Annotated in this window: 15 protein-coding genes; 12 read left to right on the top strand and 3 right to left on the bottom strand. The window is 33.8% G+C overall.

Annotated features, from left to right (window positions below; translation table 11 throughout):
• The 5 genes from rpsA to arsB form a co-directional block, all read left to right on the top strand.
• Positions 1 to 1,371: 30S ribosomal protein S1 (gene rpsA, locus ACIQZC_RS03645; protein WP_396137882.1), on the top strand; the 1,371-nt coding region annotated here is incomplete at its 5' end.
• Between the two features lie 128 nt (positions 1,372 to 1,499).
• Entirely contained in the window at positions 1,500 to 1,823 is a 324-nt protein-coding gene (locus tag ACIQZC_RS03640; RefSeq protein ID WP_396137881.1) for an ArsR/SmtB family transcription factor, read from the top strand.
• Positions 1,824 to 1,883: 60 nt separating this feature from the next.
• Positions 1,884 to 2,357: a DUF6428 family protein gene (locus tag ACIQZC_RS03635; RefSeq protein ID WP_396137880.1), complete on the top strand. Its 474-nt coding sequence runs from the start codon at positions 1,884 to 1,886 to the stop codon at positions 2,355 to 2,357.
• 56 nt (positions 2,358 to 2,413) lie between these two features.
• Entirely contained in the window at positions 2,414 to 3,022 is a 609-nt protein-coding gene (locus tag ACIQZC_RS03630) for a low molecular weight phosphatase family protein (protein WP_396137879.1), read from the top strand.
• Positions 3,023 to 3,026: 4 nt separating this feature from the next.
• Positions 3,027 to 4,058: an ACR3 family arsenite efflux transporter gene (arsB, locus tag ACIQZC_RS03625; protein WP_396137878.1), complete on the top strand. Its 1,032-nt coding sequence runs from the start codon at positions 3,027 to 3,029 to the stop codon at positions 4,056 to 4,058.
• A gap of 293 nt (positions 4,059 to 4,351) precedes the next feature.
• On the opposite strand, the gene katG is transcribed toward arsB, so the two are convergent.
• Complete coding sequence (gene katG / locus ACIQZC_RS03620) at positions 4,352 to 6,538, bottom strand: catalase/peroxidase HPI (protein ID WP_396137877.1); 2,187 nt, start codon at positions 6,536 to 6,538, stop codon at positions 4,352 to 4,354.
• Positions 6,539 to 6,751: 213 nt separating this feature from the next.
• Between katG and ACIQZC_RS03615 the strand changes: the two genes are divergently transcribed.
• Entirely contained in the window at positions 6,752 to 8,677 is a 1,926-nt protein-coding gene (locus ACIQZC_RS03615) for an amino acid permease (protein ID WP_396137876.1), read from the top strand.
• Between the two features lie 52 nt (positions 8,678 to 8,729).
• Here ACIQZC_RS03615 and ACIQZC_RS03610 read toward each other — a convergent pair whose 3' ends face one another.
• Complete coding sequence (locus tag ACIQZC_RS03610) at positions 8,730 to 9,932, bottom strand: aminotransferase class I/II-fold pyridoxal phosphate-dependent enzyme (RefSeq protein WP_396137875.1); 1,203 nt, start codon at positions 9,930 to 9,932, stop codon at positions 8,730 to 8,732.
• Positions 9,933 to 10,110: 178 nt separating this feature from the next.
• On the opposite strand from ACIQZC_RS03610, the gene ACIQZC_RS03605 reads away from it, so the two are divergent.
• The 6 genes from ACIQZC_RS03605 (at position 10,111) to ACIQZC_RS03580 (ending at position 17,231) form a co-directional block, all read left to right on the top strand.
• On the top strand, positions 10,111 to 10,563 hold the full coding sequence (locus ACIQZC_RS03605; RefSeq protein ID WP_396137874.1) for an Lrp/AsnC family transcriptional regulator: 453 nt from the start codon (positions 10,111 to 10,113) through the stop codon (positions 10,561 to 10,563).
• Positions 10,564 to 10,665: 102 nt separating this feature from the next.
• The gene (gene lpdA / locus ACIQZC_RS03600) at positions 10,666 to 12,069 is read left to right on the top strand and encodes a dihydrolipoyl dehydrogenase (RefSeq protein WP_396137873.1); all 1,404 of its coding nucleotides are present in this window, start codon (positions 10,666 to 10,668) and stop codon (positions 12,067 to 12,069) included.
• 132 nt (positions 12,070 to 12,201) lie between these two features.
• Positions 12,202 to 13,485: an anthranilate synthase component I family protein gene (locus tag ACIQZC_RS03595; RefSeq protein ID WP_396137872.1), complete on the top strand. Its 1,284-nt coding sequence runs from the start codon at positions 12,202 to 12,204 to the stop codon at positions 13,483 to 13,485.
• Positions 13,486 to 13,527: 42 nt separating this feature from the next.
• The gene (locus ACIQZC_RS03590) at positions 13,528 to 13,884 is read left to right on the top strand and encodes a four helix bundle protein (RefSeq protein WP_396137871.1); all 357 of its coding nucleotides are present in this window, start codon (positions 13,528 to 13,530) and stop codon (positions 13,882 to 13,884) included.
• A 33-nt stretch (positions 13,885 to 13,917) separates the two neighbouring features.
• The gene (tilS, locus tag ACIQZC_RS03585) at positions 13,918 to 15,222 is read left to right on the top strand and encodes a tRNA lysidine(34) synthetase TilS (protein ID WP_396137870.1); all 1,305 of its coding nucleotides are present in this window, start codon (positions 13,918 to 13,920) and stop codon (positions 15,220 to 15,222) included.
• Positions 15,222 to 17,231: a protein-disulfide reductase DsbD family protein gene (locus ACIQZC_RS03580; protein ID WP_396137869.1), complete on the top strand. Its 2,010-nt coding sequence runs from the start codon at positions 15,222 to 15,224 to the stop codon at positions 17,229 to 17,231. Before tilS ends, ACIQZC_RS03580 begins: the two co-directional genes overlap by 1 nt.
• Positions 17,232 to 17,259: 28 nt before the next feature.
• Here the strand turns inward: ACIQZC_RS03580 and ACIQZC_RS03575 are convergent, their stop codons facing one another.
• Positions 17,260 to 17,460: a helix-turn-helix transcriptional regulator gene (locus ACIQZC_RS03575; protein ID WP_396137868.1), complete on the bottom strand. Its 201-nt coding sequence runs from the start codon at positions 17,458 to 17,460 to the stop codon at positions 17,260 to 17,262.
• Positions 17,461 to 17,590 lie beyond the last annotated feature (130 nt).

Genomic DNA, 17,590 nt, shown 5'->3' with positions numbered 1-17,590 from the left:
ATCGTTAATGGTTTTGTTAAATGTAGAACTAAAGGTGGTATGATTGTAGATGTTTTCGGAATTGAAGCATTCTTACCTGGATCACAAATTGATGTGAAACCTATCCGTGATTACGATCAATATGTAAATAAAACTATGGAATTTAAAGTGGTTAAAATTAACCACGAATTCAAAAACGTAGTAGTATCTCACAAAGCACTTATCGAAGCTGATATTGAAGTACAGAAAAAAGAAATCATTGGTCAATTAGAAAAAGGACAAGTATTAGAAGGAGTTGTTAAAAACATTACTTCTTATGGTGTGTTTATTGACTTAGGTGGTGTAGATGGATTAATCCACATTACAGACTTATCTTGGTCAAGAATTAATCACCCAAGTGAAGTTCTTGAATTAGATCAAAAATTAAACGTTGTTATCCTTGATTTTGATGATGAAAAAACAAGAATCCAATTAGGTTTAAAACAATTAAACGCTCATCCTTGGGATGCCTTAGGAACTGAATTAAAAGTAGGTGACAAAATTAAAGGTAAAGTGGTTGTTTTAGCTGATTATGGTGCTTTTGTTGAAGTAGCTGAAGGTGTAGAAGGTTTAATCCACGTTTCAGAAATGTCTTGGTCAACGCATTTAAGAAGTGCGCAAGATTTCATGAAAATTGGTGATGTAGTTGATGCAGTTGTTTTAACACTAGATAGAGACGAAAGAAAAATGTCTTTAGGTATTAAACAAATGACACAAGATCCTTGGACAGACATTACAGCTAAATACCCAGTAGGTTCTAAACACACTGGAATCGTTAGAAACTTTACTAACTTCGGAATTTTCGTTGAATTAGAGGAAGGTATCGATGGATTAGTATATATTTCTGATTTATCTTGGACTAAGAAAATCAAACACCCATCTGAATTTGTAAACGTTGGTGAAAATTTAGACGTTATAGTATTAGAATTAGATGTTGAAGGACGTAAATTATCTTTAGGTCACAAACAAACTACTGCTAATCCATGGGATAAATATGAAGATGCATTTGCTGTTGGAACTATCCACAACGGTGCAATTTCTGAAATCGTTGACAAAGGGGCTACAGTAGAATTTGGTGACGATATCGTTGCGTTTATTCCTACACGTCACTTAGAAAAAGAAGACGGTAAAAAATTGAAAAAAGGAGATACTGCAGACTTTAAAGTTATTGAATTCAACAAAGAATTCAAAAGAGTAGTAGCTTCTCATACAGCTACCTTCAGAGAAGAAGAAGAGAAAATCGCTAAGACAGTAACTGAAAATACTTCAGCTCCTGCTCAAGTTTCTACATTAGGAGACAACAACGATATTCTTGCTGAATTAAAAGCTAAAATGGAAAAAGGAGGTAAATAATAATTTCCCTTTTGTCCCACTGAACTCGTTTCAGTAACTATAAAATTAATCCCGAAAGAAATTTCGGGATTTTTTATTGTGTATTATATTTGTTTATCGTAATATTGCAATATAATAATTTATAAAATATGGGCGCATCTAAATCAGAATCATTTTCAGTAGCACAAAACGAGATTGCAAACTTATTCAAAGCTTTGTCACATCCGGCGCGAATTGCAATTGTAGATTATTTACTTTCGGTAGACTCTTGTATTTGTGGCGATATTGTAAACGAATTGCCGTTAGCACAACCCACTATTTCGCAACACTTGAAGGAATTAAAAAATGCTAATATCATTAAAGGAACCATAGAAGGAACGGCCATTTGCTATTGCATTAATCCAGAAACGATTGATATAATTGAAAATCATTTTAGTATGATTCGGCATAAATTAAAGAGTAAATGTTGTTAAAAGTCAAATACTAAAAGTCAAATAAATTCTCTTTTTTAAAATCTAAATTACAACTTCATCATGAAACTCTCAGAAATAAAAAATCAGCTAAAAAATCTTTCTCAAATAGCATTTCAATTACCAAATGGTGATTTAGTGCCGAATCATTTCCATGTAACAGAAGTTGGGAAAATTACTAAACATTTCATCGATTGCGGGGGAGTTGTTCGTATAGAAGAGGTAGTAAACTTCCAACTTTGGGAGGCCAATGATTACGACCATAAATTACATCCAGAAAAATTGATTCAAATTATCGAATTATCTGAGCAAAAACTTCATATTACAGATTTAGAAATCGAGGTCGAATATCAAATGAAGGAAACTGTCGGAAAATTCAGTTTAGATTTTGACGGAACGAACTTTCAACTAAAGTCAAAATTAACCGATTGTTTAGCTAAAGACAATTGTGGTATTCCGCCAGAAAAAATGAAAGTCAAAATAGGGGATTGGAAACCGAAAGAAGCTTCATGTTCACCATATTCGGGTTGTTGTTAAATTTTAATCTATAAGTAGCTAATCACTAATTACTTTTCACTATTCACTAAATATTTATGTTAGAAAATATATCAAAAAATATCGAATCCATTACTAAAATTGTAGTTTCCGAAGAACGAAAGGAAATTTTAAACCCTTTGATAGATTACATTCAAAATAAAGTCAATACAAATGAAGAAATTCGATTGAACTTCATTTGTACCCACAATTCTAGAAGAAGTCACTTAACTCAAATTTGGGCACAAACGATGGCATTTCATTTCGGAATTAAAAATGTTTTTTGCTATTCTGGTGGAACAGAAGCCACAGCGATGTTTCCAAAAGTCGCTGAAACCTTAACGAATCAAGGTTTTGAAATTCAAAAAATTTCAGATTCAGAAAATCCAGTTTACGCAATAAAATTTGATGAAAATCAACATCCTATTATTGGTTTTTCTAAATCGTATTTCGATGATTTTAATCCGAAAAGCAACTTTGGAGCCATCATGACGTGTAATAATGCCGACGAAGGTTGTCCGATGGTTTTTGGTTCGGAAGCGCGTTTTCCCATTAAATACGACGACCCAAAAGCCTTTGATGGTACCGAAGTTATGAACGAAAAATATGCAGAACGTAGCTTACAAATTGCAAGCGAACTCTATTTTGTATTTTCCCAAATCAAATAAACACATGAAAAAACGATTAGGATTTTTAGACCGATTTTTAACGCTTTGGATTTTCTTAGCGATGTTGATAGGAGTAGGAATAGGGTATTTTATTCCCAATTCAGCCGAATTTATCAATTCTTTTTCTTCGGGAACTACTAATATTCCCTTGGCTATTGGTTTGATTTTAATGATGTATCCGCCGTTGACCAAAATTGATTTTTCAAAAGTGCCTCAAATGTTTGAAAAGCCGAAGTTGTTATCAGCTTCGTTTTTCATTACTTGGATTGTTGGTCCTTTTTTAATGTTTTTATTGGCAACTTTCTTTCTTAAAGATTATCCCGAATATATGACAGGTTTAATCATTATTGGTCTGGCACCTTGCATCGCCATGGTCATTGTTTGGAACGAACTCGCCGAAGGAAACCGGGAATTAACTGCTGGTTTAATTGGAATAAATAGTTTGTTGCAAGTATTTTTCTTCAGTTTGTATGCCTATTTTTATTTGGAAGTTATGTTGCCTTTATTCGGAATAAAAGGGTTAGAATTAAACATTACCATTGCAGAAATCGCATCAACAGTTGGTATTTATCTCGGAATTCCATTTGCATTGGCAGTGGTGAGTCGGTATATGATTAAAAAGTATTTGGGCGATAAATTCTTCAACCAACAATTTATTCCGTTTGTTTCGCCCATCACCTTGATCGCTTTGTTGTTCACCATTGTGGTGATGTTCAGTTTGAAAGGCGAAATGATTGTGGATTTACCACTCGATGTATTGAAAATCGCCTTACCCTTAGTCTTTTTCTTTACGATTATGTTTTTCTTGATGTTTTTTGTAGCCAAAAAAATCGGAGCCAATTATCGCGATGCTGTTGCTTTATCGTTTACAGCTTCTGGAAACAATTTTGAGTTAGCCATTGCGGTTTCAATTGGTGTTTTCGGCATCAATAGCGGACAAGCTTTTGCTGGCGTAATAGGACCTTTAGTCGAAGTTCCTACTTTGATTATCTTAGTAAACGTAGCCTTTTGGTTAAAGAAAAAGTTTTATAAATAATTTTTTTAGAAGCGAAAGGCTTGGGCTTTTTTGGTTTCCATGTTCCCGCTATCCATTACAATCTTTTTCAAAAGGCAAAGGTTTTTGTAACCTTTGCCGTTTGAAAAAGGATTTCCATTCCCATCGGGGCTAAACAGCAAGCTTGGTTTTGTTCTTGTAATTTTATATTTTCAAAACCCAATTGGATTCCAAAACAGGTTAGGATTCCAAGTAATTGATGTATAGAAATAGTATAAAAAAATAATACCATCAAAAAAATTGATGGTATTATTAAAAAAATCACTTGAGCTATATTATTTCAAATCAAAACGATCTAAATTCATTATTTTTACCCAAGTTTTTACAAAATCATGAACAAATTTTTCTTTATTATCATCTTGTGCATATACTTCGGCATACGATCTTAAAATAGAATTTGATCCAAAAATCAAATCTACTCTAGTTGCAGTCCATTTTGTAGCACCCGATTTTTTGTCAACAATATTGTATAAATTGTCACCAACTGGTTTCCAACTATAATTTATATCGGTTAAATTTACAAAGAAATCATTGGTCAAAACACCTTCATTGTTAGTGAAAACACCATGTTTTGTTCCGCCGAAGTTGGTGCCTAAAACACGCATTCCTCCAACTAAAACCGTCATTTCGGCAGCAGTTAATCCTAATAATTGAGCTTTGTCTAGCATTAATTCTTCAGGTTGCACTACATATTTAGCTTTCATAAAGTTTCTAAACGCATCATTTGTAGGTTCTAAAACTGCAAACGATTCGGCATCAGTCATTTCTTGTGTAGCATCACCTCTTCCAGCGTGGAATGGAACGGTTACATCAAATCCACCTTCTTGAGCTGCTTTTTCAACAGCTGCACTTCCGCCTAAAACAATTAAATCAGCAAGACTAACTTTTTTATCTAAACCAGCTTGAATTTCCATAAGTTTATTCAATACTTTTTGAAGTCTTTCTGGTTCGTTTGCAACCCAATTTTTTTGTGGGGTTAAGCTAATTCTAGCGCCATTTGCACCACCTCTAAAATCTGAACCTCTAAATGTTCTTGCACTATCCCAAGCCGTGTTAATGAGTTCCGCTCTAGTTAATCCACAATTTAATAATTTTGCTTTTAATTCTTCTGTTTCAGTAGCAGACAACGAATAGGCAACTTTTGGAATTGGGTCTTGCCAAATTAAATCTTCAGTAGGAGCATCTGCACCTAAATATCTTTCTTTTGGACCTAAATCTCTGTGGGTTAGTTTGAACCAAGCTCTTGCAAAAACATCAGAAAAATAAGCAGGATCTTTATGAAAACGTTCCGAAATTTCTCTGTAAGCAGGATCCATTTTCATTGCCATATCGGCATCGGTCATAATTGGATTTCTTCTCACTGAAGGGTTGTGAGCGTCAACAGGCATATCTTCTTCTTTGATGTTGATAGGTTCCCATTGCCATGCTCCAGCTGGACTTTTCTTTAATTCCCAATCGTATTTTAATAACAAATCGAAGTATTCATTATCCCATCTTGTTGGGTTTGTAGTCCAAGAACCTTCTAAACCACTGGTTACAGTATCTCCAGCGTTTCCATTTCCTTTAGGATTTTTCCAGCCAAAGCCTTGTTCTTCGATTTCTCCAGCTTCTGGTTCTCTTCCTAATACTGATGCGTCGCCATTTCCATGTGCTTTTCCTACGGTATGACCTCCTGCTGTTAATGCAACGGTTTCTTCGTCGTTCATTGCCATTCTTTCAAAGGTTACACGAACGTCATGTGCTGTTTTTAATGGGTCTGGTTTTCCATCAACGCCTTCTGGGTTTACATAGATTAACCCCATCATCACGGCTGCAAGTGGATTTTCTAGGTTTCTTTCACCAGAATATCTTGTACCTTCGCCGCCCGATGCTGCTAACCATTCTTTTTCTGCACCCCAATAAATATCTTTTTCTGGATGCCAAATATCTTCACGTCCACCAGCAAATCCAAACGTTTTTAATCCCATAGATTCATAAGCCATGTTTCCAGCTAAAATCATTAAATCTGCCCAAGAAATTTTGTTGCCATATTGCTTTTTGATAGGCCATAATAGTCTTCTGGCTTTGTCTAAATTTCCGTTGTCTGGCCAACTGTTTAATGGTGCAAAACGAAGATTTCCTGTTCCAGAACCACCACGACCATCAGAAATTCGGTACGTTCCAGCTGAATGCCATGCCATACGAATAAACAATCCGCCATAGTGACCCCAATCTGCTGGCCACCAATCTTGACTATCGGTCATTAATTTTTTCAAATCAGATTTAAGTGCTTCTAAATCTAGTTTTTTAAACTCTTCGGCATAATTAAAAGCTGCTCCAAGCGGATTAGTTTTTGTGTCATGTTGATGAAGAATGTCTAAGTTTAGTGATTTTGGCCACCAATCTTGGTTTTTTACACCATCGCTCAAACCTTTTTGGTTTTGATGAAATGGACATTTGCTAATGTCGTTTGAATTTTCCATTACTGTATTTACAATTTTAAATTTATGTTCTGTATTCGGTTTAATTTATCAAAAATACGAATAAAAAAACCACAACTATAGTTAAGTCATGGTTAATTTTTATTTGAATATAGATTTTGTTTATATTAGAGGAATGCTAATTTTTGTTTGTACTTATTAATAAAATCCTATATTTGTTTTTCATAATTTTTTCACACTAATACCCAATTAAATATGAATTTTTCAAATTTATTCAGAAGAAAAACAGTTGAAGATATTTTAAAACAAGTAGCTAAAAATGAAGCCGATGGACACCATTCATTAGGAAAGCATTTGACTGCTAGAGATTTAACTGCTTTTGGTATTGCTGCGATTATTGGTGCAGGAATTTTTAGTACGATTGGAAAAGCGAGTGCTGATGGAGGCCCCGCGGTAATCTTTCTATTTATATTTACTGCCATTGCGTGTAGTTTTGCTGCTTTTGCTTATGCCGAATTTGCTTCAATGGTGCCGGTTTCAGGAAGTGCTTATACCTATTCTTATGTCGCTTTTGGTGAAATCATTGCTTGGATAATTGGTTGGGCTTTAATTATGGAATATGCCATTGGTAATATAACTGTTGCCATTTCCTGGAGTGATTACTTTACGGGTTTGCTCGAAAGCGGCGGCTTGCATTTGCCCCAATGGATTCAAATGGATTATTTAACGGCATCTAAAGGATTTGAAGAAGCTACGGCTTTGATGAATGGTGGTAAAACTTTTGAAAATTTATCCGAATCGTTACAATCGGCCTATACAGCATGGACATCAGCGCCTACTATTGGAAGTTTTCATTTGGTTGCCGATTTACCCGCTTTATTAATCATTGTAATCATTACATGGTTAGTATATCGCGGCATGAAAGAATCAAGAAACGCTAGTAACTTAATGGTCGTGGTGAAACTGTGTATCATTTTGTTAGTTATCGCTGTAGGAATATTTTATGTAGATACGGCCAATTGGGATCCGTTTGCACCAAATGGAGTAGGAGGAATATTAAAAGGTGTGTCGGCTGTTTTCTTTGCTTATATAGGCTTTGATGCCATTTCTACTACTGCTGAAGAATGTAAAGATCCACAGCGCGATTTACCAAAAGGAATGATGTGGGCAATTATTATTTGTACGATTCTATATGTTGTCATAGCTTTAGTTTTAACCGGTATGGTCAATTATGCCGATTTAAATGTAGGCGATCCGTTAGCTTTTGTTTTTGAAAAACTCGATTTAAAATGGATGTCTGGTATTGTTGCTGTGAGTGCTGTAGTAGCTATGGCTAGTGTTTTATTGGTTTTTCAAATGGGACAACCACGTATCTGGATGAGTATGAGTCGTGATGGTTTATTGCCAAAAAGATTTTCAAAAGTACATCCAATATATAAGACACCTTCTTTTGCAACTATTGTAACCGGTTTTGTAGTTGCGGTTCCGGCTTTGTTTTTAAATTTAACTATGGTTACCGATTTATGTAGTATTGGAACCTTGTTTGCCTTTGTATTAGTATGTGCAGGTGTTTTGGTCTTGCAAAATAGAACGGATATTCCTAGAGGAAAATTTAAAACACCCTATTTGAATTCAAAATATGTTTTTCCGTTCTTACTATTTTTAGGAATTTCTATTGCTTTTACTGTAAATAAGTCTGCAACTATGGGTTTTATTACCAATGAAAAACAAATTAACGATGCAGCAACAATTGTAACTTCTCTTGAAGAAACGCAAACTAAAGCAGTTTTATCATTTTTACAAGAGAAAGGTTTTGTAAAAGAAACTAACGCCGATTTAGAAGAAGTGTTGAGTTCAATATCGGAAGATGAAGTAAGGTATAAAAATGTTGTTGATGCAATGCCAATCGATGATAGCTTAAAATATGAAAGTGGTTTTGCTCTTTTCAAACACAAAATTCCTATGTGGATTTTCTTAATTTCATTAGTGTTTTTTGCTGTATGGTCTTGGCGACAAAATTTATCTTTAATTCCGTTGCTTGGTTTGGTAAGTTGTTTATACATGATGGCCGAATTAAGTGTGTGGAATTGGATTTACTTCACCATTTGGTTACTCATCGGATTAATTATCTATTTTAGTTTTAGCCGAAAAAATAGTAAGCTGAATTTGAAAAACAAATAAAACAAAAAAGCCCTCAAATTAGTACTTGAGGGCTTTTTTTATTGGATATGTTTTAAACTATGTTTAATTCTTTCATGCATTCGCGCATCATTTGATAGGTGCGTTCAATATCATTATCAAGTCCTATTGAAAAACGAATCAAACCATCGGTTAAACCCATTTCTGCCTGTTCTTCTAATGGAATTTCAGATGAAGTAGAAGTTCCGGGCGCGCTAAATAAGGTTTTATAAAATCCTAAACTAACCGCTAGATAGCCTAAATTACGTTCCTGCATCAATTCCATCAAGGCATTGGCTTTATCTAAAGTACCAACATCAATAGTCATCATGCCACCAAAACCATATTCTGGATTGATCATCGATTTATAAATGACATGACTTGGGTGACTTGCTAATCCTGGATACACCGTTTTAATGCCATCTGCTTCAAATTTGTTAGCCAAATACGTTGCATTATAGCTGTGTTGTTTCATTCTAATGTGCAATGTTCTCATATTTTTCATTACCGAAGCCGAACGTAAACTATCCATTGTTGGACCTAATAACATACTTGCACCATCATTTACATTTTTTAAACTGTTGATGAATTCTTGCGACGCACAAACCACACCGCCCACCGTATCGCTACTTCCGTTGATGTATTTAGTTAATGAATGAATTACAATATCTGCGCCTAATTTTGCAGGCGCTACCGATAAAGGCGAAAAGGTATTGTCAACAACTAATTTTAAATTATGTTTTTTAGCAAGCTTTGCTAGTGAAACAATATCAGCAACTTCTAACAATGGATTACTTACGGTTTCGCAATATAAAACTTTTGTATTGGGTGTAATCGCAGCTTCTACAAGGTCTAATTTAGTAATATCAACAAAGGTTGTTTGAATTCCCATTCTAGGCACGAAATTCTTCAAAAAGGCATACGTTCCGCCATAAATGGTGCGACTTGAAACAATATGATCTCCGTTTCCGCATAATTGTAATAAAGTAGGAGTAATGGCGCCCATTCCAGAAGCAGCCACATTTGCCGATTCGGTGCCTTCCATCGCTGCTATGGCCTTATCCAAATATAAATTACTCGGAGAAGAATGTCTAGAATACAAATAACAACCTTCTGCATTTCCTTCAAAAGTGTCAAACATTGTTTTTGCAGAAAGAAAAGTGTAAGTAGAACTATCAGATATTGAAGGGTTTACGCCGCCAAATTCGCCAAAATATTGTAAATCTTGAATTCGGTCCGCTGGATTGAATTTTTCCATAACTTTGAGGTTTAGTTTTTGAATAGATTTCAAATTTCTGAAAACATAATTATATTTTCAATAGATTTCATTAAAATTAGTTTTTTATTCATTAAATTTTTAATTTTGTAGTTTATAAAACTATAATATCCCAATATTTAACCCAAAAACAATAATTTTTAATCTAAAATATTTCCCTATGGACGCAATTGACAAAAAACTTTTAGGATTACTTCAAGAAGACACAAAAAAAACAACGAAAGAATTATCTTTGATTTTAAATCTTTCGGTGACAGCAGTTTATGAACGAATCAAAAAACTGGAACGTGAAGGTGTTATTCGTAATTATGTAGCTCTTTTGAATAGAAATAAAATTGAAAAGGCTTTTGTGGTTTTTTGTCATATAAAGTTAATTCAGCATACAAAAGATGTGATACATACTTTTGAAAATGAGGTAGTTCGATTAGATGAAGTTTCAGAGTGTTTTCATGTGAGTGGTGATTATGATTATATACTAAAGGTGAGTGTTAAAGACATGGAAGAATATCGCGAATTTATGGTAACTAAACTTACAGGTTTGCAACACATAGGTAGTACGCACAGTTCGTTTATGATAGGTGAAGTTAAAAATACTACCGCCTTTGTTTTATAAAAAAAACTCTAATAATTTACCAATTTATCTATAACTATTTAATTCAAAAAGCCGTACTTTTGTACCCGAATGTAAGTCAAACAACAAACTTTATATAAAATCATGAGTCAATTTGATGTAACCATTATAGGTTCTGGACCTGGAGGATATGTTTCGGCAATCCGTTGTGCCCAATTAGGTTTTAAAACTGCCATTATTGAAAAATATGCAACTCTTGGAGGAACATGCTTAAATGTGGGATGTATTCCTTCAAAAGCCCTTTTAGCTTCTTCGCATCATTATGAAGAATTACAACACTTTGCCGATCACGGAATTGAAGTTTCGGGAGAAGTTAAAGTGAATTTAGAGAAAATGATTGCTCGTAAACAAGCGGTTGTGGATCAAACTTCGGGTGGGGTTAAATTCTTAATGGATAAGAACAACATTACCGTTTTTAATGGATTAGGTTCGTTTGAAAGCGCTACTTCTGTAAAAGTAACAAAAGCAGATGGTTCTTCGGAAATCATCGAATCAAAAAACATCATAATTGCTACAGGTTCTAAACCATCTAGCTTACCATTTATCAAATTAGATAAAGACAGAATCATCACTTCTACTGAAGCGTTAAAACTGAAAGAAGTTCCAAAACACTTAGTAATTATTGGTGGTGGGGTTATCGGAATTGAATTAGGACAAGTATATTTACGTTTAGGAGCGCAAGTTTCTGTAGTAGAATTTATGGATCGAATCATTCCAGGAATGGATGCTTCTTTATCAAAAGAATTGACTAAAGTATTGAAAAAACAAGGTATGAAATTTTATACGTCTCACAAAGTTCAATCGGTAGATAGAGCAGGGGATGTAGTTACCGTTAAAGCTGAAAATGCTAAAGGAGAAATCATTACATTAGAAGGAGATTATGCATTAGTTTCTGTGGGTCGTCGTCCTTATACTGATGGATTGAACGCTGAAAAAGCAGGTGTAAAAGTTACCGATAGAGGTCAAATTGAAGTAAACGATCATTTACAAACTTCGGCTGCTAATATTTATGCAATTGGTGATGTAGTTCGTGGAGCGATGTTAGCGCACAAAGCGGAAGAAGAAGGTGTAATGGTTGCTGAAATTTTAGCAGGACAAAAACCTCATATCGATTATAATTTAATTCCGGGTGTTGTATACACTTGGCCAGAAGTGGCTGCTGTAGGAAAAACAGAAGAGCAATTGAAAGCCGAAGGTATCGAATTTAAATCGGGTAGTTTTCCATTTAAAGCTTTAGGAAGAGCAAGAGCAGGTGGTGACACTGATGGATTTGTAAAAATCTTAGCCGATGCAAAAACGGACGAAGTTTTAGGTGTTCATATGATTGGTGCTAGGTGTGCCGATCTAATTGCCGAAGCAGTTACTGCAATGGAATTCAGAGCAAGTGCAGAAGATATTTCAAGAATGTCTCATGCGCATCCAACATTTGCTGAAGCCATTAAAGAAGCCGCTTTAGCCGCAACTGAAAACAGAGCATTACACGTGTAAATCAAATTTTGTCATCCTGAACTTGTCGAAGGATAAAAATCTCAAATTCCATTTTCAAAGGAGTTTGAGATTTTTTTTATTGTGAAAAATTTTCATTAATTTTTGTTGTATTTTTGGACAAATATTAATGCATTGAGAACAACTGGTACAAAAGATATTTCATCCTTTCCAAATTTTAAAACGCAATTACTGCATTGGGCTAACCAATTTCGGGAAGTCGTTTTTTTAGATTCAAATGCCTATCATCAAAAGTATTCGAGTTATGATACAGTTTTAGCCGTTAATGCCTTTACCTCAATTAAAACCGATTATGAAAATGCGTTTCAAGATTTGTATCAGTACCAAAGTCAAACGAAAGATTGGTTGTTTGGTTATTTGTCCTACGATTTAAAAAACGATACCGAAGAGTTACATTCCAATAATTTCGACGGATTAGCCTTTCCCGATTTGTTTTTCTTTCAACCTAAAAAGTTGTTTTTAATTAAAGGAAATCAAGTTGAAATGCAGTATTTACGAATGTGCGATGACGAAATTGAAGCTGATTTCAAAGAAATTTTATCTATTGCATCCATCATCCATCATCCATCATCCATCAAAATTCACCAACGCATCTCAAAAGAAAATTATCTTTTAAAAGTTTCCAAAATGCTCGAACACATTCAGCGTGGCGATATCTATGAAGCTAATTTTTGTATGGAATTCTATGCCGAAAATGCTCAAATTGATCCTTTAGAAATTTATCATAAATTAAATACTATTTCTGAACCACCTTTTGCCGTGTATTTCAAGAATCAGTATCATTATTTACTTTCAGCATCACCCGAACGTTATTTGCTTAAAGACGGAACAAAAGTCATTTCCCAACCCATAAAAGGGACTGCCAAGCGAAGTGAAGATTCGATTTTGGACGAACAATTGAAATCTAATTTAGTTCAAAACGAAAAAGAGCGTTCGGAAAACATCATGATTGTTGATTTAGTTCGAAACGATTTATCGCACACCGCTACAAAAGGAAGTGTTCAAGTAGAAGAATTGTGCCAAATTTATTCGTTCAAACAATTGCACCAAATGATTTCTACAATTGTTTCCGAAGTAGAAAACACGACTTCACCAGTTGAAATCATCCGAACGACTTTTCCAATGGGAAGTATGACAGGTGCCCCAAAAATTTCGGCCATGCAAATCATTGAAGAATTGGAAGAAACTAAACGTGGATTGTACAGTGGGGCAGTGGGGTATTTCACACCAAATGGTGATTTCGACTTTAATGTGGTCATTCGAAGCATTTTGTATAATGCAAAAAATGAGTATCTTTCGTTTTCTGTAGGAAGTGCTATAACTTCTCAAGCTATTCCAGAACAAGAATATGAAGAATGTTTATTAAAGGCAAAAGCCATGTTTGAGGTTTTACGATAGGGAAAAGTAATAAGGGATTAGGGAAAAGTAAAATCAATAGATATGAAAAGTTATAGAGATTTAATAGTTTGGCAAAAATCGATGAGTTGGGTTACGATGGTTTATACTCTTTCCTCAAAAATTCCTGAAAGTGAAAAGTTTGGATTAATTTCGCAAATAAGAAGAAGTTCTGTCTCTATTCCTTCAAATATAGCTGAAGGTTATGGCAGAAATTATAAAAAAGATTATTCACGATTTTTGCAGATTTCAAGAGGCTCTTTGTTTGAATGTCAAACCCAAATTGAAATTGCAATAAATTTAGGTTTTATTTCAAGAGAAGATTGTAAAGAAATCAATGATTTTTCTACTGAAATAGAAAAAATGCTAAATTCACTTATAAATAAATTATCAGATAACTAATCCCTTTTCCCTTTTTACTAATTACTTTTGAGAATGCTTATAAAATTCCAAAATCATATCGAACAAAATTTTCTCCAACTAAAAGACAAGAAATTGCTTTTAGCGGTTAGTGGTGGAATTGATAGTATGGTTTTAATTCATCTATGTGCCCAACTCAAGTTGAATTTTGAAGTAGTGCATTGCAATTTTATGTTAAGAGGTGCCGAAAGTGATGCAGAAACACAATTTATAGAATCATTCTGCAATTCAAATGGTATTCCAATTCACACGAAGTATTTTGACACAAATACAATAGCAACCAATACTAAAGAATCTATTCAAATTACCGCTAGAAATCTTCGTTATCAATGGTTTCAAGAAATTATTTCACTTGGATTTGATTATGTTTTAACGGCACACCATTTAGATGATTCACTTGAAACGGTTTTGATTAATTTTTCAAGAGGAACTGGGTTAGAAGGATTAACGGGAATTCCGGCTCAAAATGGAAATGTTATTCGTCCGCTATTGCCTTTTTCAAGATTGGAAATTGAACATTTTGCAGCAGAAAATCAAATTAAATGGCGAGAAGATTCCAGCAATGCTTCAGATAAATATCTTCGAAATAAAATACGACATTCGATTATTCCTTTATTTAAAGAATTGAATGCTGGGTTTTTAGATTCGTTTCAAAATACTTTAAATCATTTACAACAAGCAGAAAGTTTGGTTGATGATGCTGCAAAATTAGTTTATGATAAAGTAGTTAAGGAGGAAGAAAATCAACTCGAAATAAATTTAACTCAATTACTAAAATTACAAAATTACCAAGCCTATTTGTACCAATGGCTAAAAGAATATGGGTTTTCGGCTTGGAATGATATTTATGATTTAGTCGAAGCGCAATCTGGAAAACAGGTTTTTTCTGAAACGCATGTATTGTTGAAAGACCGAGAGAAATTAATCCTTTCCGAAAGAAAATACAACAACAAAGAAGAAGTTTACACAATTGAATCGATGACTTCTAAAGTTAATATTCCCTTAAATCTTGAATTGTGTAAGGTGGTTAACCATTTAGAATCCGATTCAAATTGTATATTTGTAAATGAAGATGCACTAAAATTTCCACTCACGATTAGAAAATGGCAAGAAGGCGATTATTTTTATCCCGCTGGAATGAATGGAAAAAAGAAATTGAGTAAGTATTTTAAAGACGAAAAATATTCACTTTTAGATAAAGAAAATCAATGGTTATTATGTGCAGAAGATCAAATTGTTTGGATCATTGGTAAACGCGCAGACAATCGATTCATTGCAAATGAAACAACAAAAAATCCTATAAAAATTGAAATAAACTAATGAAAAAATTCACCTACATTTTATTATTAATAACCTTTTTTGCTCAAGGACAAATTTTAAATCCTGTAAAATGGAAGAGTAAAGTAGTTCAAAAATCAGCCAACGAATTTGAATTGGTTATGGAAGCTACCATCGAAAATGAGTGGCATATGTATTCGCAATATACTCCAGATGGAGGCGCACTTCCAACGGTTTTTAACTTTAAAAATGCCAAAGGAAATTATACTTTAGTAGGCAAAACAAAAGAGAGTGCATACAAGAAAGTATTCAACGATATTTTTGAAGTGAATGAATATTATTTTGCTAAAACTGCTCAGTTTAAACAAGTAATTAAAGTTACTAATACCAAATTCAAAGAAGTAAAAGTTTATGTTGAATACCAAGCTTGTAAAGAGCAATGTATTCAGCAAGACAACACATTTACATTTCAATTACCTGAAATCAAAATAATGGAAGTTCAAGCCATTTCAACTGCTGTAATCGCATCTGATTCAACTACTCAAACTGTTGATTCGGTAAGTGCTGTTCAATCGTCGAATGCATCTGAAAATAAAACAGCACAAAATAATGAAGCACCAGTTGAAGAGAAAAAAGGACTATGGTCAATTTTCTTTTTGGCGTTTATTGGCGGTTTTGCTGCTTTGCTAACACCATGTGTATTTCCAATGATTCCAATGACAGTTAGTTATTTTACAAAACAAAGTAAAACTAAAGCTCAAGGAAAACGTAATGCCATTTTTTATGGGGTTTCAATCATATTAATTTATGTAATTTTAGGTTCACTAGTAACCGGAATATTTGGCGCCGATTCATTAAATGCGTTATCTACAAATGTGTGGTTTAATCTAATTTTCTTCGGACTTTTAGTATTTTTTGCAGCTTCATTTTTGGGTGCATTTGAAATTGTTTTACCTAATTCTTGGGCTAATAAAGTAGATCAACAAGCTGATAGAGGTGGATTTATAGGTATTTTATTTATGGCATTGGCTTTAGCAATTGTTTCTTTTTCTTGTACGGGTCCAATTGTAGGAACATTATTAGTGGAAGCGGCTTCAAAAGGCGGATTAGCACCAATAATTGGAATGCTTGGTTTTTCATCGGCGTTAGCGTTACCTTTTATGTTGTTTGCAATGTTTCCAGGATGGATGAACACCTTACCAAAATCTGGCGGATGGTTGAATACGGTTAAAGTATCACTTGGTTTCTTAGAATTGGCTTTAGCTTTTAAATTTTTATCAAATGCCGATTTAGTAGTTCAAGCCCATTTATTAGAGCGTGAAGTATTCTTAGGAATTTGGATTGCTATTTTTGGAACTTGGGCTGTATATCTGTTCGGAAAATTGACATTGCCACACGACAGTCCTTTGACGCACTTATCTATTGGAAGATTGTTTATGGCAATTTTTGTAACCATTTTTACGATTTATTTAATCCCTGGACTTTGGGGCGCACCCTTAAAAATTATTTCTGGATTTCCACCGCCAATGACTTATAGCGAAAGTCCGAGTGGAATTGGAACTTCTTCATCAAATACTACTACAGCTATTGATTTACCTGAACACGCACATTCAGGACCACACGGAATTATTGCTTTTCATGATTATGAAGATGGAGTAGCGTATGCCAAAAAAGTAGGAAAACCTATTTTATTAGATTTTACAGGTCATGCTTGTGTGAATTGTCGAAAAATGGAAGATTTTGTTTGGTCGAAACCTGAAATTTTATATCTATTAAAAGATAAAGTAGTTTTAATTTCATTGTATGTCGATGACAAGCGCGAGTTGCCAAAAGAAGCACAATATGTATCGAAAGAAACGGGTAAAGAAATCGTAACCATTGGTAACAAATGGAGCGATTATCAAATTACTAGATACAAGAATAATGCACAACCGTATTATGTGATTTTGAATTCGGAAGGTGAAGATATTTCCAACCCTATAGGCTACACACCCGATGCAACTGAATACAAAAAATGGTTAGATGAAGGCATTTCAAAATTCAAAAAATAAATTAAATCCCGAGAAATCGGGATTTTTTTTAATCTTCACTCTCTAATGTAAAAATAGCTTCTACATTTTTTTCAAAGTATTTTGCTAATTTTAATGCTAATACAGTTGATGGAACATATTTACCTTTCTCCATAGCATTTATAGTTTGTCTGCTCACGGAAATTTCTTTTGCTAGTTCTTCCTGGGATATGTTTTTTATTGCTCTTAAAACTTTTAAATTATTTGTCATCTTGATTGGATTTATTTAATTTATAAATCATAAAATGAAATCTCACAATAAAAAATAGAATAGAAGAGATCATAAAGAAAATCATTACGTTGAAATATATTATCCCAAAAACAAATAATGTAGTTATTAT

It is taken from the genome of Flavobacterium sp., assembly GCF_044338735.1.
GTDB lineage: Bacteria > Bacteroidota > Bacteroidia > Flavobacteriales > Flavobacteriaceae > Flavobacterium.
This window is presented reverse-complemented; position numbering and strand designations above follow the sequence as displayed.